The sequence below is a fragment of the Streptomyces sp. NL15-2K genome (assembly GCF_030551255.1).
Classification (GTDB): domain Bacteria; phylum Actinomycetota; class Actinomycetes; order Streptomycetales; family Streptomycetaceae; genus Streptomyces.
In genome coordinates, this window is the sequence record NZ_CP130630.1 from 5,378,283 (window position 1) to 5,402,911 (window position 24,629).

Annotated in this window: 24 protein-coding genes; 10 read left to right on the top strand and 14 right to left on the bottom strand. The window is 71.7% G+C overall.

Annotation, left to right across the window (positions count from 1 at the left end; translation table 11 throughout):
* Nucleotides 1–177 precede the first annotated feature (177 nt).
* Nucleotides 178–1,986, top strand: a complete 1,809-nt coding sequence (locus Q4V64_RS24065) for an immunity 49 family protein (protein ID WP_253267058.1) — start codon at nucleotides 178–180, stop codon at nucleotides 1,984–1,986.
* A 111-nt stretch (nucleotides 1,987–2,097) separates the two neighbouring features.
* Here Q4V64_RS24065 and Q4V64_RS24070 read toward each other — a convergent pair whose 3' ends face one another.
* Complete coding sequence (locus Q4V64_RS24070) at nucleotides 2,098–2,703, bottom strand: TetR/AcrR family transcriptional regulator (protein WP_124441067.1); 606 nt, start codon at nucleotides 2,701–2,703, stop codon at nucleotides 2,098–2,100.
* Between the two features lie 95 nt (nucleotides 2,704–2,798).
* Here Q4V64_RS24070 and Q4V64_RS24075 point away from each other — a divergent pair, with 95 nt between their 5' ends.
* Nucleotides 2,799–3,212 carry a nuclear transport factor 2 family protein gene (locus tag Q4V64_RS24075; RefSeq protein ID WP_124441066.1) on the top strand — a complete coding sequence of 138 codons (414 nt, stop codon included), beginning with the start codon at nucleotides 2,799–2,801 and terminating at the stop codon, nucleotides 3,210–3,212.
* A 5-nt stretch (nucleotides 3,213–3,217) separates the two neighbouring features.
* Entirely contained in the window at nucleotides 3,218–3,688 is a 471-nt protein-coding gene (locus Q4V64_RS24080) for a DUF1772 domain-containing protein (RefSeq protein WP_124441065.1), read from the top strand.
* Nucleotides 3,689–3,926: 238 nt separating this feature from the next.
* Here Q4V64_RS24080 and Q4V64_RS24085 read toward each other — a convergent pair whose 3' ends face one another.
* From Q4V64_RS24085 to Q4V64_RS24120, 8 genes are all read right to left on the bottom strand, one after another.
* Nucleotides 3,927–4,178 carry a hypothetical protein gene (locus Q4V64_RS24085; RefSeq protein WP_124441064.1) on the bottom strand — a complete coding sequence of 84 codons (252 nt, stop codon included), beginning with the start codon at nucleotides 4,176–4,178 and terminating at the stop codon, nucleotides 3,927–3,929.
* Nucleotides 4,151–4,765 carry a hypothetical protein gene (locus tag Q4V64_RS24090; protein WP_124441063.1) on the bottom strand — a complete coding sequence of 205 codons (615 nt, stop codon included), beginning with the start codon at nucleotides 4,763–4,765 and terminating at the stop codon, nucleotides 4,151–4,153. Before Q4V64_RS24090 ends, Q4V64_RS24085 begins: the two co-directional genes overlap by 28 nt.
* A 7-nt stretch (nucleotides 4,766–4,772) precedes the next feature.
* Complete coding sequence (locus Q4V64_RS24095; RefSeq protein ID WP_253267049.1) at nucleotides 4,773–5,288, bottom strand: ABC transporter permease; 516 nt, start codon at nucleotides 5,286–5,288, stop codon at nucleotides 4,773–4,775.
* A gap of 375 nt (nucleotides 5,289–5,663) precedes the next feature.
* Nucleotides 5,664–6,278: an ATP-binding cassette domain-containing protein gene (locus Q4V64_RS24100; RefSeq protein WP_124441062.1), complete on the bottom strand. Its 615-nt coding sequence runs from the start codon at nucleotides 6,276–6,278 to the stop codon at nucleotides 5,664–5,666.
* A 65-nt stretch (nucleotides 6,279–6,343) separates the two neighbouring features.
* A complete protein-coding gene (locus Q4V64_RS24105) occupies nucleotides 6,344–7,486 on the bottom strand; it encodes a glycoside hydrolase family 76 protein (RefSeq protein WP_124441061.1) in 1,143 nt (380 codons plus the stop codon).
* Nucleotides 7,487–7,656: 170 nt separating this feature from the next.
* A complete protein-coding gene (locus tag Q4V64_RS24110; RefSeq protein ID WP_348540805.1) occupies nucleotides 7,657–8,502 on the bottom strand; it encodes a DeoR/GlpR family DNA-binding transcription regulator in 846 nt (281 codons plus the stop codon).
* A gap of 96 nt (nucleotides 8,503–8,598) precedes the next feature.
* Nucleotides 8,599–9,813, bottom strand: a complete 1,215-nt coding sequence (locus Q4V64_RS24115) for a DUF2993 domain-containing protein (protein WP_124441059.1) — start codon at nucleotides 9,811–9,813, stop codon at nucleotides 8,599–8,601.
* A 72-nt stretch (nucleotides 9,814–9,885) separates the two neighbouring features.
* Entirely contained in the window at nucleotides 9,886–11,712 is a 1,827-nt protein-coding gene (locus Q4V64_RS24120; RefSeq protein ID WP_124441058.1) for a bifunctional metallophosphatase/5'-nucleotidase, read from the bottom strand.
* Between the two features lie 145 nt (nucleotides 11,713–11,857).
* Here Q4V64_RS24120 and mshD point away from each other — a divergent pair, with 145 nt between their 5' ends.
* Nucleotides 11,858–12,784 (top strand): mycothiol synthase, encoded by a 927-nt coding sequence (gene mshD, locus Q4V64_RS24125; protein WP_124441057.1) that lies wholly within the window; start codon nucleotides 11,858–11,860, stop codon nucleotides 12,782–12,784.
* A 256-nt stretch (nucleotides 12,785–13,040) separates the two neighbouring features.
* On the opposite strand, the gene Q4V64_RS24130 is transcribed toward mshD, so the two are convergent.
* From Q4V64_RS24130 to Q4V64_RS24150, 5 genes are all read right to left on the bottom strand, one after another.
* Nucleotides 13,041–13,745 (bottom strand): ABC transporter, encoded by a 705-nt coding sequence (locus Q4V64_RS24130; protein ID WP_124441056.1) that lies wholly within the window; start codon nucleotides 13,743–13,745, stop codon nucleotides 13,041–13,043.
* Nucleotides 13,746–13,893: 148 nt separating this feature from the next.
* On the bottom strand, nucleotides 13,894–15,426 hold the full coding sequence (locus Q4V64_RS24135) for an ABC transporter permease (protein WP_124441055.1): 1,533 nt from the start codon (nucleotides 15,424–15,426) through the stop codon (nucleotides 13,894–13,896).
* Nucleotides 15,423–16,286, bottom strand: coding sequence for an ABC transporter ATP-binding protein (locus Q4V64_RS24140; RefSeq protein ID WP_124441054.1), 864 nt, complete (start codon nucleotides 16,284–16,286; stop codon nucleotides 15,423–15,425). The genes Q4V64_RS24135 and Q4V64_RS24140 overlap by 4 nt, the downstream gene beginning before the upstream one ends.
* Nucleotides 16,287–16,368: 82 nt before the next feature.
* Nucleotides 16,369–17,205, bottom strand: coding sequence for a zf-HC2 domain-containing protein (locus Q4V64_RS24145; protein ID WP_124441053.1), 837 nt, complete (start codon nucleotides 17,203–17,205; stop codon nucleotides 16,369–16,371).
* Nucleotides 17,202–17,744: an RNA polymerase sigma factor gene (locus Q4V64_RS24150; RefSeq protein WP_124441052.1), complete on the bottom strand. Its 543-nt coding sequence runs from the start codon at nucleotides 17,742–17,744 to the stop codon at nucleotides 17,202–17,204. The genes Q4V64_RS24145 and Q4V64_RS24150 overlap by 4 nt, the downstream gene beginning before the upstream one ends.
* A 119-nt stretch (nucleotides 17,745–17,863) precedes the next feature.
* On the opposite strand from Q4V64_RS24150, the gene Q4V64_RS24155 reads away from it, so the two are divergent.
* From Q4V64_RS24155 to Q4V64_RS24180, 6 genes are all read left to right on the top strand, one after another.
* Nucleotides 17,864–18,298 carry a GntR family transcriptional regulator gene (locus Q4V64_RS24155; RefSeq protein ID WP_124441051.1) on the top strand — a complete coding sequence of 145 codons (435 nt, stop codon included), beginning with the start codon at nucleotides 17,864–17,866 and terminating at the stop codon, nucleotides 18,296–18,298.
* The gene (locus tag Q4V64_RS24160; protein ID WP_124441050.1) at nucleotides 18,295–19,182 is read left to right on the top strand and encodes an ABC transporter ATP-binding protein; all 888 of its coding nucleotides are present in this window, start codon (nucleotides 18,295–18,297) and stop codon (nucleotides 19,180–19,182) included. Before Q4V64_RS24155 ends, Q4V64_RS24160 begins: the two co-directional genes overlap by 4 nt.
* Complete coding sequence (locus Q4V64_RS24165; RefSeq protein ID WP_124441049.1) at nucleotides 19,179–20,201, top strand: ABC transporter permease; 1,023 nt, start codon at nucleotides 19,179–19,181, stop codon at nucleotides 20,199–20,201. Before Q4V64_RS24160 ends, Q4V64_RS24165 begins: the two co-directional genes overlap by 4 nt.
* A complete protein-coding gene (locus Q4V64_RS24170; protein WP_124441048.1) occupies nucleotides 20,198–21,004 on the top strand; it encodes a hypothetical protein in 807 nt (268 codons plus the stop codon). Before Q4V64_RS24165 ends, Q4V64_RS24170 begins: the two co-directional genes overlap by 4 nt.
* A gap of 281 nt (nucleotides 21,005–21,285) precedes the next feature.
* Nucleotides 21,286–23,517, top strand: coding sequence for an RNA degradosome polyphosphate kinase (locus Q4V64_RS24175; protein ID WP_253267047.1), 2,232 nt, complete (start codon nucleotides 21,286–21,288; stop codon nucleotides 23,515–23,517).
* Entirely contained in the window at nucleotides 23,498–24,625 is a 1,128-nt protein-coding gene (locus Q4V64_RS24180; RefSeq protein ID WP_124441047.1) for a CHAD domain-containing protein, read from the top strand. The genes Q4V64_RS24175 and Q4V64_RS24180 overlap by 20 nt, the downstream gene beginning before the upstream one ends.
* Nucleotides 24,626–24,629 lie beyond the last annotated feature (4 nt).

Here is a 24,629-nt window from a genome sequence, read left to right on the forward strand (position 1 = left end):
CCGTGAGGGCAGTTCAGCTGTGAGGGCAGTTCAGCTGTGAGGGCAGTTCAGCTGTGAGGGCGGTCGCGTCGCATCGGCGCGGCCGCCTCGTCATCTCCGGGCGACTCTCTCTCACGATCCGCCGGACAGGGCCTAGGCTGAGGCCGGATCTTGAACAGGGGGAGCGGGACAGTGCGGGTGGAGCGAATAGAGCGGCACCGGGTCGGCGAGGCCGCGGTCTCGGCCGTATGCGATGACTTCGTCAACCGGATCGGCTCGCAGGTCCGGTCGATGTCGAAGGCCGGGCCGGTGACGGCGTACGAGTGGTGGACGCTGGCCGAGGAGTTCGTCGAGTACCTGGGTGCGCTCTCCGTCGAGACGCCCGATCTCGACACCCCGGAGGCGAAAGCCGTACTGCAGGACGCCGCCGAGGCCGCCGCCGGAGCCGTGGCGTACGCGGCGTACTACCCGCGCAACCACTTCGAGGTGTTCCTCACCTATGTGAACTGGGGCATGGTCTACGACGCCGGGCCCGAGGGCAGCCAGGAGTCCGTCACCGCCGCCAAGTGGCTCGACGCCTTCTGCCTGGCCGTCCTCGCCGACAAGGCCCAATGGCACGGCGAGGCCTTCCAGTTCGCCCGCGAGCGGCCCCAGCAGGGCCGGGCCGGACGCCCCGACGCCGAGCTGATCAACGGCTTCATGGCGTACGTCATCGGCGACACCGGAGACGACGACGCGAGCTACCCGCCGTCCCGCGAGGAGAAGCTGGCGGCGATCGACGCGGCCGTCGCGCGCGTGCGGTCCCTCGATGCCGAGAGCGCGCAGAGGGCCGAGAGCACCCGGAGGGCCGAGAGTGCCGAGAGTGCCGAGAGTCTCGTCGACCATCCGTACAGCATCGGCCTGCACGCCCTGCGCGCGCTGACCGTCGGCGACCGGGAGGAGTTCGGGAGGGCGGTGGTGCGGCTGCTGCTCCCTCTGACCGACATCCCCGGCCCGGGGGCACGTCCGAGCAGCCTGCTGCCGCTGCTCCCCCTCGCGCTCACGGCACTGGCGTACCGTCGCGAGGGCTGGCCCTCCCCCGTCGACACCGGCTACCTCCCGCGCGCGCTCATCACCGGTTTCGAGACCGCGCCGCCGAGGGTGGGGGCGTACGGCCGTGACCGGCGCGCGGACGCGATCACCGCACTGGCCTCCGGTGCGGTCGAGGTCGAACGCCCCGTGGACCCGCAGCCACTCACCCTGGAGAGCGCGGCCCAGTTCGAGCGGTTCACCAGGGAGGCCTTCACCCCGGTGCCCGGGGAGCGGCTCGCCGTCTGGCAGCTGGCGCACGCGATGACCGACCAGGAGATCCTCTTCAAGACCCGCGCCTCGCACTCCGCCGACGTCACGGACCTCCAGCTCGGAAACCTGCGGCTCGCCGCGGAGTTGGGCGCCGCGCTCTTCCGTACGACACTCGCCGAACCCGGCACGGACATCGAGGTGACGATCGACGGTACGACGGTGACGTATCCCGCGGGCCTCGACGAGGACGCCGGGCCGGGCTCCTGGCACAAGGCCGTCGACTTCGCCCTGATCACGGGCCGCCGCGAGGACCTGGCACCGCTGGTCCTCGCCGGTCCGACGCGCGCCCGCAAGGACGGGTCCCTCTTCGCCTCCTACCGCGAGGCCCTGCACGACTACCTGCGCGGCGAGGACCCGGAACCCGCCACGGACCGCGCGCTGGGGGACTGCGAGAAGGCGAAGAACCAGACCTTCCTGCCGCCCCCGGCCGTCCTCTTCTCCCAACTCGTCGAGGGCGACGAGGAAAGCTTCAACCTCGCCCTCCTCGACGCCCTGGAAGCCCACCGCGACCACCACCGGGTCGCCGACCGCGCGACGGACTGCGACGCCGCGATCAACCTGGACATCCTGGCCCTGACCTGCCATGCGCGGCGCCGGGGCTGGAACATCCGGGTCACGTCGCCGTACCTGCCGGCGCGGATCCTGGGGGCGGCGGAGCCGTTCTAGGCGGAGCCGTTCTAGGCGGAGCCGTTCTGGGCGTAGCCGTTCCAGGCGGGCCGGCCGTTCCTCCACTACGGCTGGACGGATGTCCAGAAGCCGCCTAGGGTGCCGAGTTTCTCAGCCTGACCTCAGGAGGGCGAGTGTGGCGGTCCGTAGCCATGTTGCCGCTTCTTCCACTGACAGGCGGTCCGCCCTGACTTCGTCGCCTGCCGCGTGGCCGAGAGCGGTGACTGCGGCCACCAGCCAGGTGGCCGGCGGTGCGGGGTCGAACTCGCCTGACGCCTGGCCCTTCTCGATGAGCCGGGCGAGCCGGGCTGCGACGGGCTCATGCCGGGCCAGGTCGGCGTCGACGCCGGCGCGGGTACTTCCGAGCTGGAGGAGAACCGGGTTACGTTCGAACAGCCGCCAGCCGATGTCCTGCAGCCGCAGTAGCGCGTCCAGGGCGGAACCACTCTCCTCTTCCGCCTCGTCCATCGCGGCCATGGCCTGGTCCGTGATCCGGTCGGCGACAGCGTCCAGCAGCGCGTCACGGGTCCCGAAGTGCGCGTACACGGTCTGGCGGGTGACGTCGGCCGCGGCGGCGATGGCGGCCATACCGGCGTCGGGTCGCTCAGCCAGCAGTCGGACCGCGGCGTCCAGCACTGCGGCCCTGCTGCGCTCAGCATCGGCGCGACGGCGGGGCCGCACCCGCGGTGAGTCGCCCGTGGTCTCGAAAGCAGTCAACTCTTACACCCTTGTCAGACATGAACTCCTCGCTATATCTTACAGGCATGTAAGAGATCGTTGCGGGGGCGTAGCCCCGCACGCATGGCAGGAGCATGGTGAACCCTCTCCACACGAAGCCTCCCGAGCAGTTCATCGCCGACTTCTTCACGACCTTTACCAACGCCGTGGTCCATGGCTCGGAAGACGCCTCTGACCTGATGTCCAGGTACTACACCCGTGACGTCGTTCAAGTCGCCGACGGCGTACCACTCGACTGGGACCGCCTCGTCGCTCACCTCCGCCCGGTGCGCAAGAACCTGCGCGAGTTCCGGTTCGAGGTGCACGAGGCGTTCACGGACGGAGGCCGAATCGCGACTCGCTTCACGATTCACGCCCGGATGCGCAAGGGCGGACCGGTTTCCACACGAGTCCACATGTTCGCGGAGTTCACCCCCGACGGCCTGTTGCGACGAGCTGAGCAGCTCACACGAGCCGTCGCCCCCACCGAACCCGAGACGGGGCAGTGATCCGCATGCGCGTCCGGCTCGTCCAGGGCCTCGCCCTGCTGTCCACCGGTGTCCTCGCCGGCGCATTCGGCTACGGAGCGGCCAACCTCGTCCCCACCTTCAACGCCGTACCACTCGACATGAGGCTGTCCTTCCATACCCAGTTAATGCAGATGAACGGCATCACCATGCAAGGCGCCATGGGCGTGTCGGCGCTCAGCGCCCTCGCGCTTGGCGCCATGACGCGGGGCGCCTCACGGCGGCTGGCCGGAGGGGCGGGACTCCTTGCCCTGGCGTCCTTCCTGATCACCCGTCTCGGCAACGTCCCCATCAACGGCCGCATCAAGCAGTGGGCGGCCACCTCGGCACCCGCCGATCACGCCGAAATCCTGGCTCGCTGGGAGGCGTTCAACTACGCACGCACAGGCACCGCATTCGCATCCTTCGCGCTGCTGATCCTTCTCTCCCTGCGCGGTGTTGATTGCCGGCCAGCATGACTGAGCCGAGCGCCAGCCTGCCCGGCGACCACGCCGACTTCCCCCTGCTCGGATACACCCCTGCGAAGCCCGCACCCGGGAACAGCTCACCCACCTCGTCACGCATCCCCACGGCCAGGCTGCCCCGAAGCCGGGGGGCCCGCGAAATTGGCAGATTTGTTCCACCGGCATGGTCACGTGACCTGCGGTTTTCCCTGACGGGGGTGGAACAGATCTGCCAATTACCTGGGCCTTACGGTCACCAGTCCAGCAGGGGGCCGACGATCGACGAGTCCGTGGCCGCCACGCCGTCCACCCGGCCGCCGGCCACGGAAACCGTCGTCGCGGCCGAGGCACGCGTCACCGTGGTTCTGACCGGACCGGACCCACCGCGGGAGGAGGACAAGGAGCGCACGATCACGGGGCGGCCGCCCGAACAGGCGAGCTCTGTGATCTCCGCACCGCTCGGCACCGCCACCGAGGTCACCTTGCCGCCGACGAGCTCCGCCACCGCGACCTCGGTGTCGCTGCCGAGGCAGACCTTGTCCGAGGTCGGTCGGAGGCGGCGAGTCCGATGGTGCCGGGGATCTTCAGCTCCCGTCGGGTGGACCAGTCGGAAGGGTCCCTGATCAGCACACTGGACGCGGAGGTGTGGCCGGTGGTCTCGGTGTCCGGCGATCCCGCGACCTCGGCGACCAGGGTCCGGCCGGGCAGCAGGCGGCGCAGCCGCTCGTCGCCGGGGAGGCTGTCGAGTACGTGATCCCTCCTGTTCACCAGATAGCGCCGGTCCGGCCCGCTCCCGCCGCGCGGTACGGTCACCAGCCAGCGGCCGTCGGCCAGTTGGACGATGTGCGGGCTGACGGCGTCGGTGTCGTCGGACTGCTGGGGAACGACCGCGAGGCTCTCCGCGCGTGCCCGGCCCGGGTTGATTCCCACCACGGTAACCAGGCCGTCCACCCTGGCCAGCGCGAACGTCGTCGCCCCTGCCCAGTCCTCGCCCAGCTCCGCCCCTCCCGGCCCGGAACAGGCGGCCGCCAGCAGGGCAAGGTCACCGAGCGCGGCACGCGGGCCGCCGTACGTACGGTTCGACCGTGCCATGGACGGCTCACCATTCCTTCATCGCGTCCGTCGGCGACATCCGCGCCGCCCTGCGCGCCGGGCCCAGCGCACCCGCCGCCACCACCAGAACCGTCAGTGCCAGAAACGTCAGCAGAACTCCGGGCGCCGGCAGCGGAACCCAGCCTTCGGCATACGGCGCCAGGTCGGCGCTGCCGCGCATCAGGGCCGCGCCCACACCCCCGAGCAGCGCGCCGAGTACGGCACCGAGCAGGGCGGCTACCGCTCCGGTCAGCGCCATCTCCGTGACCAGCATGGCCAGCACCGCCCTGGTGCGGAATCCGACCGCCTTGAGGATGCCGATCTCCTGCGCCCGCTGCCGCGACAGCGCGCCCGTCACCGTGACCGCGCCGACGAAGGCCAGCACGCCGAGCAGCACCCGCCCGACCAGCTTGATCAGCTCCAGCACCGCGGGCAGCGCGTCGAGCTGCTGGCGGAGGGTGACCGCCGGATATCCCATGGCCTGGACCGACTTCATCACCGCCGGCACGTCGGCGGCCGTCAACCGACTTGGTGACCGGCGGTGGGAGCGCCGCGCGGTAGGTCGTCGCGTAGAGCAGGGCGCTGTCACCGGCCGGCGTGGACACCCCGAACGAGGCCTGGGTCCGGTGTTGCACGGACGCCACATGCGGCAGCTTCGCCAGCCGGGCCGCCGTACGCGCCGTCAGGGGCGCAGTGCCGGGATGGTCATCAGGCCTGTCGACCGTGATGCTGCGGTTGGCCGCGCTCTCCTTGACACCGGAGTCGGTGGCGTTCTGCGCGCGGTCGGCGATCCCGAGTGCGCCCAGGCAGACGGCACCGGCGACGGAGACGAGCGCGACGAGACCGTACATCCGACGGCGCAGCGCACGGACGTTGGCCCAGGCCAGCGGGAGGATGTTCACGCGTCGCTCCCCTCGGTCGCCAGTGCGCCGGCATCCAGGCGGTGCACCACGTCCGCCGCGTCGGACACGGCCCGGTTGTGCGTCACGAGGACGACCGCCCGGCCCTCGTCCGCCAGTTCGCGGAACAGGGCGAGCAGTACCCGCTCTCTCCCCTCGTCGAGATTGCCGGTGGGCTCGTCCGCCAGCACCACGGGAGGATCGTTGATCAGGGCGCGCGCGAGCGCGACCCGCTGCTGCTCGCCGCCGGAGAGCTCGCCGGGGAGCTCGCCGGGGAGCTCGCCGGGGAGGTGCCGGGCCCGCTCGGCCAGGCCCACCCGGTCCAGAAGCCGGTGGGCGCGTTCCTCTCCTTGAGTACGGCGGCCGACGTACGGCAGCGCGACGTTGCGGAGGGCGGAGTGCTGCGGCAGCAGGTTGTAGTGCTGGAAGACGAAGCCGATCCGGCGGCGACGGACGTCCGCAGCACGTCGACCCTTTTCCCTCTCAAGGAGTAGGACTTGCCCACGCCCTCGGCCCGCAACAACGCGCTCACCGCACTTCCGCCCTTTTTCCGTACGTGCTCGTCCAAACGCCCCATGTGGTCTTGAGGTCACAGGCGGTGGTACGGCACACATGGCCGAGGCGGGGTTCCCGGAGCACGAACACTCCGGGAATCCCGAACCCCGCCTCGTGGCCTCGGTCAGAGAACGGAGGTGAGCAGCGACACCGCCGACTCCTGACGCCCGATGCTCGCTTGGTCGAATGGTCCGGCCCAGCTCAGTCCGTACTGATGCGCGCTGTTCCGGCTGTTGGCGTACGCGGAGGAGGCCTGAGTGCGCAGGTAGCTCCGGTAGGGGTGTCCCGCCAGGACGCTGTCGAGTTCGCCGAGATCGCGCGCGAAGATGCCCTTGAAGGCCGCCTGGTCGGAGTTGCAGCCGCCCGCCGTCTGGCACGGCTCGGACAGGATTCCGTTCTGGGTGAGGGACGGGCCGGCGATCACCGCGTCGGCGATGGCGCGAGCGTCAGTGAGCAGGCTCTTGTCGCCGGTTGCCTTGTACAGCTCGGTGAGTCCGCCCAGGATCACTCCCTGGTTGTAGGTCCAGGTGGTGCCGCCGTTGTTGGCGCAGCCGCCGCTCTGGGTGTTCAGACCGTCGTTGACGAGGTGGTCGCCGTTGATCATCCCGCTGCCCTTGAACCACTGCCATGCCTCGAGGGCGTGGGCCAGGTAGACCTTGTCGCCGGGAATCCGGTTGTGAAGGGACGCGGCGAGCTTGATGTACAGCTCGATGCTGATCGCGTTCTTGTAGCTCTTGGCCGGGATGTCCCACCAGATGCCGCCGCCGCACGTGTCGTCCCAGTAGTCGCGCATGTATGCCTCGTCCAGCTTGGCGATGTCGAGGTACTGCTTGTCGCGGGTGAGGTCGAACATGCGGGTCATGGCCAGCGCCCACCAGCCGGTGTCGTCGGTGGAGTCGGCCCTGAACTCGCCTTCGCCCTCCGGCCACCACTCCAGGGGTGCTCGCTGGATGGCGATGGTGTTCTTGACCTCGGGCATGTACCGGCGCGACCCGGTCTTCGCCATGTAGTCCAGGAGCGCCTGGAGTGCGTTCCCCGACTGCCACCACGGCGACTCGGGTTGCCAGCGGCCGGTCTCCTCGTCGTAGAAACCCATCATCGCGTCCACGGCCGCGCTGGCCCTGGTGCGAGCGGTGGTGGGGGCGATGGTGGGGGCGGCGGCCGGGGAAGCGGCCTGGGTCGGTACAGCGGTCACCAGCAGGGACAGAACCACACCGCAGGCGGTGGCACCCACGGTGGTCCACATTCTTCTGGGCCATCTGCGCATGTCCGGAACTCCTTGTGTAGAGGGGCTGCTCCTTGCGTGGGGGGTGGCCGTACGACGGTGCGGGTGCGGGCTGGGCTGGTGAGGTGATGTGGGGTGGGGAGGGGAGGGGAGGACTGGGGCGGGGCGGTGGATGTGAGCGGGTGGTGGCCGTTGCCAGGCCGTGGGACGGCCTACGCGGTGATCACCTTTCCGCCCGCCTGGCGGCAGAGGTCCAGCGTCCGGGGGTCGGCGCCGGCCGTGGTGACCAGCACATCGACGTCCGCGAGTGAGCACAGGCGCAGGCTGCCGGTGCCGGGGAACTTGGTCGCGGCGGCCACCAGCACGACACGGTCGGCGACCTCGATCATCGCCTGCTTGATGGGCGCCTCGATGGCCATGTCGTCGACGACATGGCCGCCGACGCGCACACCCGTGCAGCTCAGGAACAGCACGTCGGCGCTGATCTGCCGCAGGGCGGTCTCGGTGAGCGAACCGACCATGGACTGGTAGTTGCGGCGCAGTATGCCGCCGAGCATGACGAGCCGTACGGTGTCGTCGGTCCGCAGCTCGTCCAGCACGGCCACATTGCTGGTGATCACGGTGACCGGGCGGCCTCGCAGCCGACGGGCGATCAACGGGGTGCTGGTGCCGATGTCCAGTACGACCACGCTGTCGTCCGCGACGAGCTCGGCGGCGCGGGCGGCCATGGCCTCCTTCAGCGCCATGTCGTGCGATGCCGCGACGTCGAACGGCTCCTCGCCCACGGCCACCTCCGCCGCGGCCCCGGCGCTCGTGCGCAGCGACAGGGCGGCGCCGCCGTAGGTCCGAATGAGCTCGCCGTCGCGGTCCAGCAGTGTCAGGTCGCGGCGGATGGTCGACTCGCTCACCTGGAGGCGGTCGGCCAGATCACGTACGGAAGCCACGCCTCCCGCCATCCGGAGTGACTTCACGATCCTCGCGCGCCGCTTGCTCGATGACACGCACGGAAAGTAGCACCGCTTGACCGACTTCAACCATGCGAGACGAGAGTCGGTCACCTCGATGACCGATGTCCGTCATAGAGTCGCTCGTCTTGCTCGTCCTGCTCGTCCTGCTCGTCCTGCCCGTCCTGCCCGTCCTGCCCGTCCTAGACCTCAGCCGCCGAACGCCAACCCCTCCCCCACCAGCCGTACCTTGATCCCGTCCTCCTCCACCCGCACGTCCCGCAGCCGCAGCTCGCCCTCCGGCGGCTCCGGCAGCTGGAAGCCGAGGTTGAGCTGGTCGGCGAGGACCGGGCGAGTCAGCCGGGAGAGGGAGTCGAGGAGGGGCGTGTCGAAGCCGAGGCGGTCCAGGACCTCGGGGTGGGCCAGGGCCAGGTCGAGGAGGTTGACCCGCATGGCCTGGTGGACGAAGCGCGGGGTGCCGGTCAGCTCGGCGAGCCGGTCGTCGTTGTTCAGGGCCTCGCGGACCGTCGCCTCGGGCACCCCCATGCGCTGTACGACGGACGGCACCGCCAGCAGTGCCCGCGCCTTGCGGGTCTCGCGGGCGAGGTCGGCGGCCGACTTCGGCGTCAGGTGCAGGCCCTCCGAGGCGCGGACGCCGGGCCGGTACGTCGCCAGGTCCCCGATGTCCAGGCGCATTCCGCCGATCTGCGTCTCGATGCCCTGGTCGCCGTCGCGCCCGATGCGGACGTCGGCCCGCAGCCGCAGATCGTGCCCGGCGACCGGCAGCGTGCCGCGCGCCGAGACGCGGTCGCGGCCGGCGCTGGCGAACTTCACTTGGGACGCGCCGAGTTCACGGTTCATGTCGGCGAAGGACAGCAGGACGTCGCCGTGCAGCTCGGGCACGCGGGCGCCGCGTATGGAGGTCGGCCCGTCACCGTCGAGCCGTACGTCGTGTGCCGTCGCCGACACCGCGGCCAGCGTGACCCGGTCGGCCGCCACGTCGGGGACGGTCACCTTCACCGAGTCCAGGCGGCCGTCGACGAGTTGGGGCAGGAAGGGGAAGCCGCCGATCTCCACCTCGGGTGCCGCGGTGAGGTCCATGCGGTCCTTGAGGGCGTCCGCCGCGCGGTGCTCGGCGTAGAGCAGGGCCCAGCGGTCGGCGAGGGCGAGGAAGGCGGCGAGGACCACCAGGCCCACCACCGCCTTCAGCGCGAACGGCAGGGCGGAGAAGCGACGCCGACGGCGCCGGGTGCCCCGGCCGTGGTCCGGCGGGGCCCAGGGCTCGCCTTCTCCGGGTTCTCCGGGTTCATCCGGTTCTTCGGGTTCTTCGTGGAGGTAGTCCTCCAGCGGCCCGTCGTCCAGGTCTCCCAACTCTTCGTATGGGTTTGTGTAGCGATGCGTCACTATGTGGTGGGGGGTACGCATCGATCCATCCGACCATGCGTACCGCCCCTGCCCGCAACCTCTACCGGAGGGATGCGACTCAGCTCACGATCGTCAGTTCACGACCGTGATCCGGTTCGTCACCGGCGGCACGATCGGGTTCGTCGCCGAGGAGTTGGCCATCAGGTACTTCTCCAGGGCGGCCAGATCGTCACCGCCGACCAGGTCGTTCGTGCCCTGGCCCAGCGTGGTGATGCCGTCGCCGCCGCCCGCGAGGAAGCTGTTCGTCGCGACGCGGTAGGTGGCGGAAGCGTCGATCGCCGCTCCGTTGAGCTTGACGGAGTCGGTGACCACCCGGTCGGCGCCCGTCTTCGTCATGTCCAGCGTGTACGTCAGACCGGTCGACGGCAGCAGGATCTTCGGCGCGGCCGTGTTCGAGCCGCTCACCTGCTCCTTGAGGATCTGAATGATCTGAGCGCCCGTGAAGTCCTGGAGGTTCACGGTGTTGGAGAACGGCTGCACGGTGAAGCCCTCGGCGTACGTCACCACGCCGTCGCCCTCGCTGCCCTTGGCCGCGTAGGTGAGGCCCGCCCGGACACCGCCCGGGTTCATCAGCGCGAGGTCGGTCTCGGGGTCCAGCTCCTTGCCGTACGCCAGTTGCGCGTCGGCGATCAGGTCGCCCATCGGCGACTCCGTCCCCGAGCTCGGTATGTCGGCGGAGATGTAGCCGATCGCGCGGTTGCCGATGGGTGCCGCGAGGGTGTTCCACTTGCTGATCAGCTGGGTCATGTCGGGCGCCTTGGGGACGGTCCGGGTGACCACGTGGTTCGCGGACTGTACGGCCGTACGGGCGATGTCACCCGTCCAGCGGTCGTACGTCAGCGTGGTGTCCGTGTAGAGGCGGCCGAAGGCCGCTGCCGAGGTGACCATGCGCGGCTTGCCCGCCGGGTCGTTGATGGTGCACACGTACGCCGAGTGGGTGTGGCCGGTGACCAGCGCGTCGACCTGCGGGGTGATGTTCTTGGCGATGTCGACGATCGGGCCGGAGATGCCGTCGCCCGCGCCCGGCGCGTCGCAGTCGTAGTTGTACGCCGACGAGGCCGGGGCCCCGCCCTCGTGGATGAGGGCGACGATGGACTTCACGCCCTGGCGCTGGAGCACCTTGGCGTACTTGTTGATCGTCTCGACCTCGTCCTTGAACTTCAGGCCCTTGACGCCCTCGGCGGAGACGACGCCCGGGGTGTCCTCCAGCGTCACGCCGATGAAGCCGACCTTGACGTCCTTCTTCTTCCACACCCAGTACGGCTTGAGGATCGGCTTGCCGGTCTTCTCGTCCAGGACGTTGGCGGCGAGGTAGGGGAAGTCCGCGCCCGCGAAGCCCTCTTCCGTGTAGCAGCCGTCGGTGGGGTGGCAGCCGCCGTTCTGCAGGCGGGCCAGCTCCCGGGCGCCCTCGTCGAACTCGTGGTTGCCGACGGACGTGACGTCCAGCTCCAGCTTGTTCAGCGCCTCGATGGTGGGCTCGTCGTGGAAGAGACCCGAGATCAGCGGGGAGGCGCCGACCATGTCGCCGCCGGCCGCGGTGATGGAGTACTTGTTGCCCTCCCGGGCGTTGCGCAGATGGGTGGCGAGGTACTCGACGCCACCGGCGTCGATGGTCTTCGTCGTCCCGTCCTCGTGCACCTCGGTGACCCGGCCGGAGGAACCGGACGGCGGCTCCAGGTTGCCGTGCAGGTCGTTGAAGGACAGCAGTTGTACGTCCTGGTAGCGGCCCGGCACGGGAGCGCCCGGCCTGCCCTTGGTCTCGCCCGCGGTCGCCGCCGTCGGCAGCGCGGCGGCCAGGGCGCCGACCGTGGCGAGTCCGGCGGCCGCGACGAGGAGTCGGCGTGTACGACGTCTGCGGCGCACGGCGTCCGGTCTGCGCGGCTGGGATATGGCTGGCATACGCCCCCCTGTGGGTCTGATGAGTCGGTGGCCCCGTCCGGCGCAGCCTAGGGTCAACGCGCGTAGCGCGACAGAGGGTTCGTGGTTACATCCTGGTTGCTTCTTTGCCGCCACTTTGCTGGGGCGGCCCCTTACTCTCGTACACATGACCAGCGACGACACCGGACGCCCCGGCATCTCCCGCTCGATCGAAACCCACTCCGGGCTCTCCCCGGAGCAGACCGAGGCCGTGCTCGATCTGCTCGCGGAGGGCGCCCGGAACGACGGGCAGCAGGCGGTGTCCGAACAGGGCCGGTTGCAGTTGCGCGGCGGCCCACGCGAGGGCGTGTCTCATTTGCTCCTGTACGTGGACGGCGAACTCGTCGGCTACGCCCAGTTGGAGGACACCGATCCGGTGGAGGCGCCGGCGGCGGAACTGGTCGTCCACCCCTCGCACCGGGGCCACGGCCACGGCCGCGCCCTCGGCTCGGCGCTCCTCGCCGCGTCCGGCAAGCGGCTGCGGGTGTGGGCGCACGGCGGCCACTCGGCGGCGCGGCACCTGGCGCAGGTCCTCGGACTCACCCTCTTCCGCGAACTGCGCCAGATGCGGCGGCCGTTGACGGGGATGGACCTCCCCGACCCGGTCCTGCCCGAGGGCGTGACCGTACGGACCTTCGTCCCCGGCGCGGACGACGCGGCCTGGCTCGAGGCCAACGCGGCCGCCTTCGCCCACCATCCCGAACAGGGATCCTTGACCCAGCGGGACCTCGACGACCGCAAGGCCCAGCCGTGGTTCGACCCGGCGGGGTTCTTCCTGGCCGAGCGCGCGGGACAACTGATCGGCTTCCACTGGACCAAGGTCCACGCGGAGGAACGGCTGGGCGAGGTGTACGTGCTGGGCGTGCGCCCGGGGGCACAGGGCGGCGGGCTCGGCAAGGCCCTCACGACGATCGGGCTGCGGCACCTGGCGGGGCAGGGCATGCCGACGGCGATGCTGTACGTCGACGCCGACAACAAGGCGGCGGTGTCGGTGTACGAGCGGTTGGGGTTCGTCACGCATGAGACGGATCTGATGTACCGGACGGAGACGTGACGCACCCGACGGAGACGTGAACACCGGACGGAGACGGACGCTGCCGTGCTGACCGCCGCCGCGCGTCCAAGGCGCCCTGGAGCCTGCTGACTTCGCGGTCACCGACCGGATTCCGAGCCTCGATCAGGCGTCGGTCGGGTCCGGCCCTCTCATGGTTGGGCCGGTGACGGCTCATCCCCGGCCGGGCCCTCCCGGCGGCCCCGGCTTACCCGCGCCGGCGTCACCCGCGTCCTGGTGCGCCGCACCGCCGTTCTTGTCAGCCCGGCGTCGCCAGTCGTCTCCGACCGGCGCCGGGCCGTATTCGCCGCCTCCGCAACGGCTCCGGCCCGCACACCCCCCACACCAGCAGCGCCGCCACCAGCACCGCCGCCCACCGCTGGTGCGCGGCCTCCCAGCGCGGGTCGCCGACCGGCACGAACAGCGTCCACCGGCCGGGCCACAGCAGCGGGGCGAGGACCGCGGTGGTCAGGACGCCGGCCGCCACGGACGGCCCCGGTTCGGGCTCGTCCGTGAGCCGTATGGCGGTGGCCGCGGCGGCCAGCGCGAGGGCGGCCGTCGCGGCGGCCTCCAGGGTGACGGCACCGATCGGGGGCCGTACCTCGCGCGGGACGAGGACCAGTGCGGCCGTCCACCACAGCGCGGCCACCGGCGCGACCAGCGCGGCCCGCAGGCCCGTCCGTATCCAGCGCGGGGTCGTGACGGGTGTGGTGATGTGCCGGGCGGGGTCGTCCAGCAGGAACGCCAGGCCCAGCGCGAAGGCGAGGGCGGCGCCGCGGAGCAGGTTGAGGGCCATCCACGGGTCGGGCGGGATGGACAGCAGGCGCGGCAGGCCGACGGTCAGGAGGCCTACGACCGCACCCGCGCCCAGCGCCCGCCAGGGCACCGTACGCGCCACGGCGGACACCAGCGCCCCGCTCACGCCCGGCACTCGTCGGTTCCCCTCAGCAACCCGGCCCTTCATCGCCGCACCCCCTCAAGCCCCACAATCCCGGCCGTCCTCCCCACACCCCGCTCACACCCACGCACTCGTCGACCCCCACAACAACCCGGCCCTTCATCGCCGCACCCCTTCACACGCCACGCCCCCGGCCGTCCTCCCCACGCCGCCCTCATTCCGCACACTCGTCGCCCCCCTTGGGCACCTCGGTCCCCAACACCCGGGCCACGTCCGCCGTGGTGACCCCTGGCTTCGTCAGCTCACCCCAGTGCTGCTTCACCGCGGCGGTCACCTCCGGCCGCGGTCGCGTCAGCAGCTCTCGTACGACATCCGTCTGGCCCTCCGACATGGACAGCGGGTTGGTGGGCGTGAGGACGATCGCCGAGCCGGTCACGCTGTCGTCGAGGCGGACGTGGCGGAAGTCGGACATCGGGTCGGCGGCGCCTCCCAGGGCCAGCCACATCACCGTGACCATCCGGCCGTCGCACAGTTCGGCGCCCTTCGCCTCGTCGCCCGCCACCAGCACGGAGGCGACGGCGGCCGCGAACTCCGGGACCCGGTTGCCGCCCCAGCGCGTGCCGACGGTCACCTGGTGGGGTGTCGTGGACGGCTCGAGCGTCGAGTCGCCGGTGAGGCCGTACCGGGCCTCGATCCGCTGCCGTACGAGCAACTCCCGCTCGGCTGCCGGCCCGCTCGCGAGGGACTGGACGCGGTCGACCACTCCGGCCCAGGTGCCCGCCCGGCCGGTCCACTCCGGGAACGCGCAGTACCGCGAGTCGCCCTCCCGGACGCACGTCTGGTCCTTCTCCGGGGTGAGGGAGGCCCGCTGCCGGGCCGCGGTCACCTCCGCCGAGACGCCCCCGGACTGCCCGACCGCGCCGGTCAGCGTCAGGGCGAGCGCGCCCGCGACGCCCGCCTTGACGGGCCAGTTCCGGCCCCCGGCCGCCAGTACCGCGACCGTGGCCGCCACCAGCACGAGCCCGGTCAGAAAGAGGGCGTGCCAGGCGGCGGGGCGGCCGATCAGGTCGGACGGCAGCGTCTCGGTGCTGTTCTCGCCGACGACCGGCGTGAGCCAGCGGCTCCACTCCGCGCCGCCCGTGCCCGAGGAGACGAGCAGGGAGACAGTGAAGAGGCCGATCACGAGGACCGGGGCGGCGAACGTCGTCGGGATCAGCCGGGCGAACACCAGCCCGAGGGCGCCGCACAGCAGCACGAACAGGGGACCGACGGCCAGTTCGGCCACCGACCCGTGGCCCACCGCGCCCGGCCGGAGCGCCTGCCAGGTGAACTCGCCCAGCACGACCAGCGCGGTGAGCAGCCCGAACGGCACGACGGACAGGGCGTGGGCGACCATACGCCGCCACGGCTCCATGACCAGCACGTCGAAGTGCCGGTCGGTATCGCGCCGGCGGCTGCGCAGCGCGGCCCGGTTGACGCAGACGAGCAGCGCGATCCCCAGCAGCACGGGCGTGTTCTGCGTCGACCGGTCGACGTCCTGGAGCGCCGGGTAGGCGTCCATGCCGTCGCCTGGGAACAGCAGTGTCCAGAGGGTGTAGCCGACGTACACGAGCAGCGTGAACGCCACCGGGATGTACCGCAGGAGATCGCGCGCCTCGAAGCGGGCGAGGGCGAACACGGCCGCCCAGGCCCGGCGCGGCTCGCCGCGCACGACGGGTGGGGCCGTGGCTTCCATGACCGCGTTCATGCCGCCGCCACCTCCGCGCCCGTGCCGTCGAGCGTGAGCAGGTAGCCGTCCTCCAGGGTGGGATCGAGGAGTTCGGAGCCGGGTGGCGGGTCGCCCACGTTGCGGAAGGAGCCGGTGCCGGTGCGCCAGCCGGCCATCGCTCCCGGGGCGCGTTCCGTGCTGCTCCACACCCGGCCGGCGGCCCGTGCGGTCAGTTCGGCCGGGGTGCCGTCGAAGAGGATCCGGCCGCCGGCCATCACCAGGACGCGGTTGCAGAGCATCGCCACGTCCTCCGTCTGGTGGGTGGACAGCAGTACCGTGCGTCCCTCCCCGGCCTGCGCGATCAACTCTCGGAAGCGCATGCGCTGTTCGGGGTCCAGGCCCACGGTCGGCTCGTCGAGGACGAGGAAGCCGGGGTCGCCGACGAGCGCGGCGGCCAGCGCGACCCGCTGCCGCATCCCGCCGGACAGCTTCTTGATGCGCCGTCCGCGTGCGTCGCCGAGGTCGACCTCCGCCAGCACGCGCCGCACCTCACGGTGCCGGGCGGTGCGGTCGGTCAGCTCCTTGAGGATGGCCACGTAGTCGACGAACTCGAAAGCTGTGAAGTCCGGGTGGAAGCCGGGGGTCTGGGGCAGGTAGCCGAGCGCGCGCCGCACCTCCTGCCGGCCGCGCGCGGTGCCCGGGTCGTTCCCGAGCACGGTGAAGGCGCCCCGGTCGGCGGGCACGGCCGTGGCCAGCACGCGCAACAGGGTGGTCTTTCCGGCCCCGTTGGGCCCGAGCAGCCCGGTGACGCCCCGCGTCAGCCGCAGCGACACGTCGTCGAGGGCGCGGGTACCGCCGTAGCGGAGGCTGAGCCCGGAGGCGGAGACGGTGGGGGTCATACGGCACTCCCGTAGAAGAAATCGCAGAAGAAGCGGAAGAAATCGAAGGCGAAGTCGGAGTCGGAGGCGAAGTCGGCGGGCGTCATACGGCGCTCCCCTGAAAGCGGTCGAAGCGGTCCCGCGCCACGAACAGCAGCGCGCCCGCGAGCCCCGCCACCGCCGCGGCCACCCCCTGCCCGAGCGCGGTGAACGGCGCCAGCGGCTCGCCGCCGGCCGGCCCGGCCTCGTTCGCGGCCAGCAGCAGCGCGATCCACGCCCCGCCGACCAGCGAGGGCGCGAGCACCGGGCCCAGCCGGGAGGTCAGCGCCAGCCCGGTCGCGGTGAGGGCGAGCGCGGGCAGCAGCCAGGCGAGGGAGCGCAGCCCGTACGCCGGCAGGGCGAGCGTGGCGAGGCCGTTGAGGCCGAGGCCGGCGACGAGCACCGCGACCGTACGGATCATCAGCAGCCGGAAGCCGTGCACCGGGGAGACGACCGCCATCTCGTACGTCGGATCGAGGGCGGGCCCGTACGACAGGGCGACCCCGGCAAGCGGCAGCAGCGGCGCGAGGGCGAGGAAGAGCGTGGGCGAGTCGGCGGTCCGGGCAGCGTTGCCCGCCACGACGCTCATCACGAGCACGGCGATGACCGCGCCCAGCCAGGAGCCGCGCAGCACGGGTGTGGCCGCGAGCAGCCGCGCGGTGTGGTCGGCGACGCCGAGCCGCAGCAGCAGCGACTCGAGGAGTCCCGGCCGGGGCGCGTCGAGTTCGGCGTCCAGCCGCTCCCATCCGGCGTCCAGGGCGACGGGGTCGCTGACCTCGGCGAGCACGGCCCGGCAGTGTGCGCAGGCGGTGAGGTGGGCGTCGGCGGACCAGAGCACTGGGGGCGCCAACTCGCCCTGTGCGTAGGCCCGTAGGTCCTGTTCTGAGACATGCCAGGTCATGCCAGCGCCTCCCGCAGTTGCTTGCGGGCCCGCATCGCCCGCGTCTTGACCGTGCCCGGCGGGATGCCGAGGAGGACGGCCGCCTCCCGGGTGGTCAGCCCATCGATGACCGTCGCCTGGAGCACCGCGCGCAGTTCGGGCGAGAGGCTTATGAGGGCGCCCGCGAGGTCCCCGTGCTCCACCCCCGCGAGCACGCGCTCCTCCGCGGACGCCTCGTCCCGGTGCCGCAGTCGCGCCAGCGCCTGCCGCAGCCGCCCCCGCGCCCCGTCGCCGCGCAGCGCGTCGACCAGCCGCCGGGAGCCGATGCGCCACAGCCACCCGGCCACGTCGCCTTCCTGCCGGTACCGCGCGGTCCCCCGCCACACCGCCAGGAACGTCTCCTGTACGACGTCGTCGACGACCCCGGCATCGGCGCAGCGGCCGCGCAGCCGTGCGGTGAGCCACGGCGCGAACCGCCGGTACAGCTCCTCGAAGGCGCGCCGGTCCCCGTCCGCCGCGATGGCCCGCAGCAGTTCCCCGTCGCTTCTCGTTTCGCTCACATCTCCTCATCGGACGAGCCGGGTCGGTCGGTTCACAGATCGGTTCACAGACTGCACTTGACTTTCGCGACGACCTTCAACACCCTTTCACTACTCAATTAGTGAAAGGGTGGTTGTCCGTGGTCGAGTACCACATCGACCGGCACAGCGGCGTGGCCACTTACGTCCAGATCGTCCAGCAGACGAAACAGGCCCTGCGCCTGGGCCTGCTGCGCCCCGGCGACAAACTGCCCACCGCCCGCGAGGTCGTCGAAGCCACCGCCATCAACCCGAACACCGTGCTCAAGGCCTACCGCGAGCTGGAGCGGGAGGGCCTGGTGGAGGCGCGGCGGGGGCTCGGCACGTTCGTGCGCCGCGGGCTGAGCACCACCCCGGCCGACTCCCCCCTGCGCAAGGAGTTGGACGCGTGGGCGGAGCGGGCCCGCGACGGGGGCCTGGACCGGGACGACGTGGCCGCACTCTTCACCGCCGTACTCGACAAGCACTTCGCAGCACACCAGGACCCGCACAAGGCAGCACACCATCAGGACCCGCACAAGGGAGACCCGTCATGACCGACACGGCGATAGATGCGGCCGCGCTGGGCAGGCGCTTCGGCCGGCGCGGCCGCTGGGCGCTGCGCGACTGCACCTTCCGGCTGCCCACCGGACGCGTCTGCGCCGTCGTCGGCCCCAACGGCGCGGGCAAGTCCACGCTGCTCGCCCTCGCCGCCGGGCTGCTGGCCCCGACCGAGGGGACGGTCACCGTCCTCGGGACGCGGCCGGGCGCGGCACGCGCGCGCGTGGGCTTCGTCGACCAGGCCAAGCCGCTCTACCCGCAGCTCACCGTCGCCGAGACCCTGCGCATGGGCGCCGACCTCAACCCCGAACGCTGGGACGCGCCCACCGGGGAGCGGATCGTGGCCGGCGGCGGCCTCGACCCCAAGTCGCGGATCCGTTCCCTCTCCGGCGGCCAGCGCACCCGCGTGGCGCTCGCCCTCGCCCTGGCCAAGCGGCCGGAGCTGCTCCTGCTCGACGAGCCGATGGCCGACCTCGACCCGCTGGCCCGGCACGAGCTGATGGGTGTGCTGATGGCGCAGGCCGCCGAGGACGGTACGACGATCGTGATGTCCTCGCACGTCGTCGCGGAGCTGGAGGACTCCTGCGACCACCTGCTCCTCGTCGGCGGCGGCCGGGTCCGCATGGCCGGGGAGATCGACGACCTGCTCGCCGCCCACGCGCGCGTGGCCGCACCCGCACGGACCGACCTCGGGGCGCACACGGTCGTCGAGTCCCGCACCACCGGCCGCCAGCTCACCGCGCTGATCCGCCCGGCGGGCCCGCTGCCCGGCGACTGGCGGACGAGCGCGCCCTCCCTGGAGGAGCTGGTCCTCGCCCATCTGCGCAACCCCGAAGCACCCGCCCTCACCCCGGACCAGGCCCAGGAGAACGCCGCGTGACCACCCTGACCCTCGCCGCCCCGGCCCCCGCCGCCGCTCCTCGTCAGGTCCGCTGGCTGCTGCGCCTGCACCGCCCCGCCCTGTACGTCTGGACGGGCCTCGTCGTCGCCCTCGCCGCCGCGCTGCTGTGGCTGCGGGGCCCGCTCACCGACGCCGCCGCGGCGGCCTGGCGGCAGTACGACGCCTGCCAGGTGAGCTGGGGTGCGACGCCCGGCAGCAGCCCCTGTCTGTACGACCAGCAGGCGATCCTGCTCTACAAGGACGTCTACCAGTACACGACCTTCGCCGTCCTCGCGCTCCCGTTACTGGTCGCCGCCTGGGCCGGCAGCGCGCTGACCGGCCGCGAGATGGAGACCGGCACCGCCCGGCTCGCCTGGACCCAGGGCGTCTCCCCGGTGCGCTGGCTGGCCGCGAAGCTCGCGCTGCCGGCCGCCCTGGTCACCGCCGGCACCGCTGTGCTCGTCCTGCTGCACCACCTGATGTGGTCGGCGGGCGAGGGCCGTATCGACACGGCCAAGACCTGGTACGACCTCCCCACCTTCTACGCGGGCGGCCCGATCGCCGTCGCCCTCGCCCTGGCCGGTCTGCTCGCCGGGGCCCTGTCCGGCCTGCTCCTGCGCCGCTCGCTCGCCGGGCTGGTCGTCGCCGCCACCGCCGTGGCCGGGCTGTGGACCGCCGTCCAGCTGGCCCTGCCCCACCTGTGGCCTGCCGTCAGCCGGGTCGGCGACCTCGGCGGCGTCCCGTCGTACAGCGGCATCACGGTCGACGAAGGCCTCGTCACCGCCACCGGCGCCCGCGTGTCCAACCCGTACTGCGGACCCGACTCGGACTGCCTCGCCCGCTACGACGACGCGGTCGGCTTCTACGCCGAATACCACCCCGCCTCCCATTACTGGCCCCTCCAGCTGACCGCGACCGCCGCCCTCCTCGCCGTCGCCGCCCTGCCGGCCGTGGCCGCGTTCCGCCTGCTGCACCGCCGGACCACCGCGCCCGCCCTCGGCAAGGAGACCTCCGTATGAAAGCTCCGGTAGTACGAGGGCTGCCCCGCACCGTACTGCGGCTGCACCGCACGGCCGGGATCGTGTGGGTGGCCTTCGTGCTGGGCGCCGTCGGCTCCCTGGTGTGGCTGAACGTGGTCACCGCGGACTCCGTGCGCGCGGCCCGGGCCGGCTGCGACCGCGTCGAGGGCTTCTGCCCCGACAGGTTCGCCGGCCACGAGTACATGTCGCTGCTGGGCTGGGTCAGCACGCTCGTGTACTACAGCTTCTGGGCCGTCGCCGCGTGGGCGGGCGGCGCGCTGGTCGGCCGCGAACTGGAGAGCGGCACCGCACGGCTCGCCTGGACCCAGGGCGTCTCCCCCACCCGCTGGCTGACCGCCAAGCTCGCACTGCCCGCGCTGCTGATCGTCCTCGGCGGAGCGGCCTTCGTCCCCGTGTACCGCTGGGCCTGGTCGGCGAACCGGGACCTGATGGGCGACGACTGGACCTTCGCCGACGTGTTCGCCGCCCGCGGCCCGGCCGTGGTGGCGTACGGCCTGTGCGCCCTCGCGGTCGGCGCACTCGCCGCGATCGTCCTGCGCCGCTCGCTGCCCGCCCTGGGGGTCGCGGTCGCCGTGATGGTGCTGCTCAACCAGTACCTGGAGCGGCACCGCGAGAAGCTCTGGCCCCCCGCGAATCACTACGAGAGGTCGCCCACCGCCTGGCCGGACCATCCCCCGTCCCATTTCTGGCCCATGAACCTCGTCGAGACCGGCATCCTCCTCGCCGTCGCCGCCACGGCCACCACCGCCGCCTTCCGGCTGCTGCGCCGCCGCACCGTCTGAGCCCGACCCCCGTACGTCCCTCCCCGGTGAGGGACGTACGGTAAGGCACGTACCGGCGGATGTGGACGCCCCCAAGCCGCTCCCCGATATCCCACACGCCATGTCGCCGTAACCATTGGTTCAGACGGGCTTGCGACGCTCGGCGAATGAAGCCCGCCGTGCCAGAGCCTTCGCCGCCGCCCGAGGGAACCGCGGGGGACGGGGACGACCGCGTTGCCGCCACGCTCCCGCCCGCGAAGTCCGACGCGCCCGTTTCGCTGCAGGCGCGGAAGAATGGGTTCATGAGCCAGCAAGACACCCAGGCAACGATCCAGCACGCCCAGCCCTCAGTGGGGTCCATCGCCGCGCACCGCTCGCGCACCGTGGCCGGGTCGGTCTCCGACCTGGAACCCGACATCGACGCCGATCTCGACGCGTACGAGGAGACGCCGGTCGACGGCGAACAGCTGCCGCAGGGCCGTTTCCTCGACCGGGAGCGCAGCTGGCTCGCGTTCAACGAGCGCGTCCTCGAACTCGCCGAGGACCCGAACACGCCCCTGCTGGAGCGCGCGAACTTCCTCGCGATCTTCGCCAGCAACCTGGACGAGTTCTTCATGGTCCGCGTGGCCGGTCTGAAGCGCCGCATCGCCACCGGTGTCGCGACGCGCTCCGCCTCCGGCCTGCAGCCCCGCGAGGTGCTGGAGATGATCTGGGCCCGCTCCCGCGAGCTGATGGCCCGGCACGCCGCCTGCTACCACGAGGACGTCGCCCCGGCCCTGGCCGAAGAAGGCATCCACCTGGTCCGCTGGAACGAGCTGGCGGAGAAGGAGCAGGCCCGGCTCTTCACGCTCTTCCGGCACCAGATCTTCCCGGTGCTGACGCCGCTGGCCGTCGACCCCGCGCACCCGTTCCCGTACATCTCCGGCCTGTCCCTGAACCTGGCCGTCATCGTGCGCAACCCGGTCAGCGGCAACCGCCACTTCGCCCGGGTCAAGGTGCCGCCGCTGCTGTCCCGCTTCCTGGAGGCCTCCCCGGGCCAGTACGTCCCCCTCGAGGACGTCATCGCCGCCCATCTGGAAGAGCTCTTCCCGGGCATGGAGGTCCTGGAGCACCACACCTTCCGGGTCACCCGCAACGAGGACCTGGAGGTCGAGGAGGACGACGCCGAGAACCTCCTCCAGGCCCTGGAGAAGGAGCTCATGCGGCGCCGCTTCGGGCCGCCGGTGCGCCTGGAGGTCGAGGAGTCCATCGACCGCGAGGTGCTCGACCTGCTGGTGCGCGAGCTGAAGATCACCGAGGCCGAGGTGTACCCGCTGCCGGGCCCCCTGGACCTCACGGGCCTCTTCCGCATCGCATCCATCGACCGGCCCGAGCTGAAGTACAAGAAGTTCGTCGCCGGCGTCCACCGCGACCTCGCCGAGGTCGAGTCGGCGTCCGCGCCCGACATCTTCGCGGCCCTGCGCACCCGGGACGTGCTGCTGCACCACCCCTACGACTCCTTCTCGACGTCAGTGCAGGCATTCCTCCAGCAGGCAGCCGAGGACGACGACGTCCTCGCCATCAAGCAGACCCTGTACCGCACCTCGGGCGACTCCCCCATAGTCGACGCGCTCATCGACGCCGCCGAGGCCGGCAAGCAGGTCCTGGTGCTGGTCGAGATCAAGGCCCGCTTCGACGAGCACGCCAACATCAAGTGGGCGCGCAAGCTGGAGGAGGCCGGCTGCCATGTCGTGTACGGCCTGGTCGGCCTGAAGACCCACTGCAAGCTGTCGCTCGTCGTCCGCCAGGAAGGCGACACGCTACGGCGCTACAGCCACGTCGGCACCGGCAACTACCACCCGAAGACGGCCCGCCTCTACGAGGACCTCGGCCTGCTCACGGCGGACCCGCAGGTCGGCGCGGACCTGTCCGACCTGTTCAACCGTCTGTCGGGCTACTCGCGCCGCGAGACCTACCGCCGCCTGCTCGTCGCCCCCAAGTCCCTGCGCGACGGTCTGATCTCGCGGATCAACAAGGAGGTCCAGCACCACCGTGCCGGACGTCCCGCCTTCATCCGCATCAAGGTCAACTCGATGGTGGACGAGGCGATCATCGACGCCATGTACCGCGCGTCCCAGGCCGGTGTGCCGTGCGACGTCTGGGTGCGCGGCATCTGCGCGGTGCGTCCCGGTGTCGCGGGCCTGTCCGAGAACATCAGGGTCCGCTCGATCCTCGGTCGCTTCCTCGAACACTCCCGTGTGTTCGCCTTCGGCAACGGCGGCGAGCCCGAGGTGTGGATCGGCAGCGCCGACATGATGCACCGCAACCTCGACCGCCGGATAGAGGCGCTGGTCCGGGTCACCGACGCGGCCCACCGGGCCGCCCTCAACCGGCTCCTCGAGACCGGCATGTCCGACAACACCGCCTCCTGGCACCTCGGCCCGGACGGCGAGTGGAACAGGCACGCGACCGACCCGGACGGCCAACCCCTGCGCAACGTCCAGGAGATGCTCATAGACGCCCGGAGGCGCCGGCGTGGCACAGCAACACCTTGACCCGACGAACCCCCTCGCGGGGCCGGTGACGGGGGACGCCCTCGCGGGCTACCTGCGGGCACAGGCCACGGAGTTCCTCCGTGCCCTGCGGCTGCACCGGGAGACGGGCGGGTCCACGGCGAACGGATCCCATGGATCCAACGGCTCGGAGGATGCCGTCGACGCGGCCCGCGCCCTGCGCCGCGCGGTCCGCCGCATCAGCGGCAGCCTGCACACCTTCCGCCCCCTGCTCGACCCCGACTGGTCGGAGTCGATGCGCCCCGAACTGGCCTGGCTGTCGGGCACGCTGGCGATGGAACACGCGTACGCGGCACGCCTGGAGAGGCTGCTGCTCGCGCTGCACAGGCTGTCCGGGGCGGTGTTTCCCGGCCAATCGGCGGGAGTGGCCGTGGGCAGTCGTTCCGCCGGGGCGGAGCCCGTCCCGAAGAAGGCGGAACCCGGCAACGCCGGCCCCCCGTCCCACCCTGCGCCGGCCCCGGACCGCGGCAACCTCACCGTGGGCGCGGCCAAAGCAGGCGCACTGCTCGAACGCCAACTGACCTTGGCGCGGACCCGAGCGCACTCCAGCGCCCTCCAAGCCCTCGGCTCCTCCCGCTTCCACGCGGTCGCCGACAACATCGCCGTACTCGCCAGCGAGGTCCCCCTCACCACCACCGCACCCACCACCGGCCTGCACCCCATGGCGGCCGCCGCCGAGGAACGCCTCACGGACGCGGTCGGCTCGCTCCCCCTCGTCACCGCCGGCAGCCCGTACAACGCGGCGGCGCTGATCCACGGCCTGTCCCCGGACCCGGCCCCGCACCCGCAGGACGCCCCCTGGCACCAGGTCCGCCTGCTGCTGCGGCTGCACCGCTACGCCCGCGAGGTCCTGGACGGCGACCGAGGACCGGTCGACGTACGGCTGCTGGCCGCGGGCCAGGCCCTGGACCGGCACCGGGACGCCTCGGAGGCTGCGGCCGCCGCGGCCCAGGCCGCCCGGACGCCCCGTATCGCCCCGGCGACGGCGTACGCGCTCGGCGTGCTCCACGCCGATCAGCGGCACGAGGTGGAGGCGGCGCGTTTCGCGTTCCAGCAGTGCTGGCAGAAGCAGACGGTCGGTACCCCGTAACCCT

Excerpts from the sequence above, each read along its gene's own strand:
- Q4V64_RS24145 (WP_124441053.1), bottom strand. The coding sequence starts at position 17,205 with ATGACCTGGCATGTCTCAGAACAGGACCTACGGGCCTACGCACAGGGC.
- Q4V64_RS24115 (WP_124441059.1), bottom strand. The coding sequence starts at position 9,813 with ATGCGTACCCCCCACCACATAGTGACGCATCGCTACACAAACCCATAC.
- Q4V64_RS24140 (WP_124441054.1), bottom strand. The coding sequence starts at position 16,286 with ATGACCCCCACCGTCTCCGCCTCCGGGCTCAGCCTCCGCTACGGCGGT.
- Q4V64_RS24175 (WP_253267047.1), top strand. The coding sequence starts at position 21,286 with ATGAGCCAGCAAGACACCCAGGCAACGATCCAGCACGCCCAGCCCTCA.
- Q4V64_RS24130 (WP_124441056.1), bottom strand. The coding sequence starts at position 13,745 with ATGAAGGGCCGGGTTGCTGAGGGGAACCGACGAGTGCCGGGCGTGAGC.
- Q4V64_RS24160 (WP_124441050.1), top strand. The coding sequence starts at position 18,295 with ATGACCGACACGGCGATAGATGCGGCCGCGCTGGGCAGGCGCTTCGGC.
- Q4V64_RS24090 (WP_124441063.1), bottom strand. The coding sequence starts at position 4,765 with ATGGCACGGTCGAACCGTACGTACGGCGGCCCGCGTGCCGCGCTCGGT.
- Q4V64_RS24100 (WP_124441062.1), bottom strand. The coding sequence starts at position 6,278 with ATGTGTGCCGTACCACCGCCTGTGACCTCAAGACCACATGGGGCGTTT.
- Q4V64_RS24120 (WP_124441058.1), bottom strand. The coding sequence starts at position 11,712 with ATGCCAGCCATATCCCAGCCGCGCAGACCGGACGCCGTGCGCCGCAGA.
- Q4V64_RS24105 (WP_124441061.1), bottom strand. The coding sequence starts at position 7,486 with ATGCGCAGATGGCCCAGAAGAATGTGGACCACCGTGGGTGCCACCGCC.
- Q4V64_RS24135 (WP_124441055.1), bottom strand. The coding sequence starts at position 15,426 with ATGAACGCGGTCATGGAAGCCACGGCCCCACCCGTCGTGCGCGGCGAG.
- Q4V64_RS24170 (WP_124441048.1), top strand. The coding sequence starts at position 20,198 with ATGAAAGCTCCGGTAGTACGAGGGCTGCCCCGCACCGTACTGCGGCTG.
- mshD (WP_124441057.1), top strand. The coding sequence starts at position 11,858 with ATGACCAGCGACGACACCGGACGCCCCGGCATCTCCCGCTCGATCGAA.
- Q4V64_RS24075 (WP_124441066.1), top strand. The coding sequence starts at position 2,799 with ATGGTGAACCCTCTCCACACGAAGCCTCCCGAGCAGTTCATCGCCGAC.
- Q4V64_RS24080 (WP_124441065.1), top strand. The coding sequence starts at position 3,218 with ATGCGCGTCCGGCTCGTCCAGGGCCTCGCCCTGCTGTCCACCGGTGTC.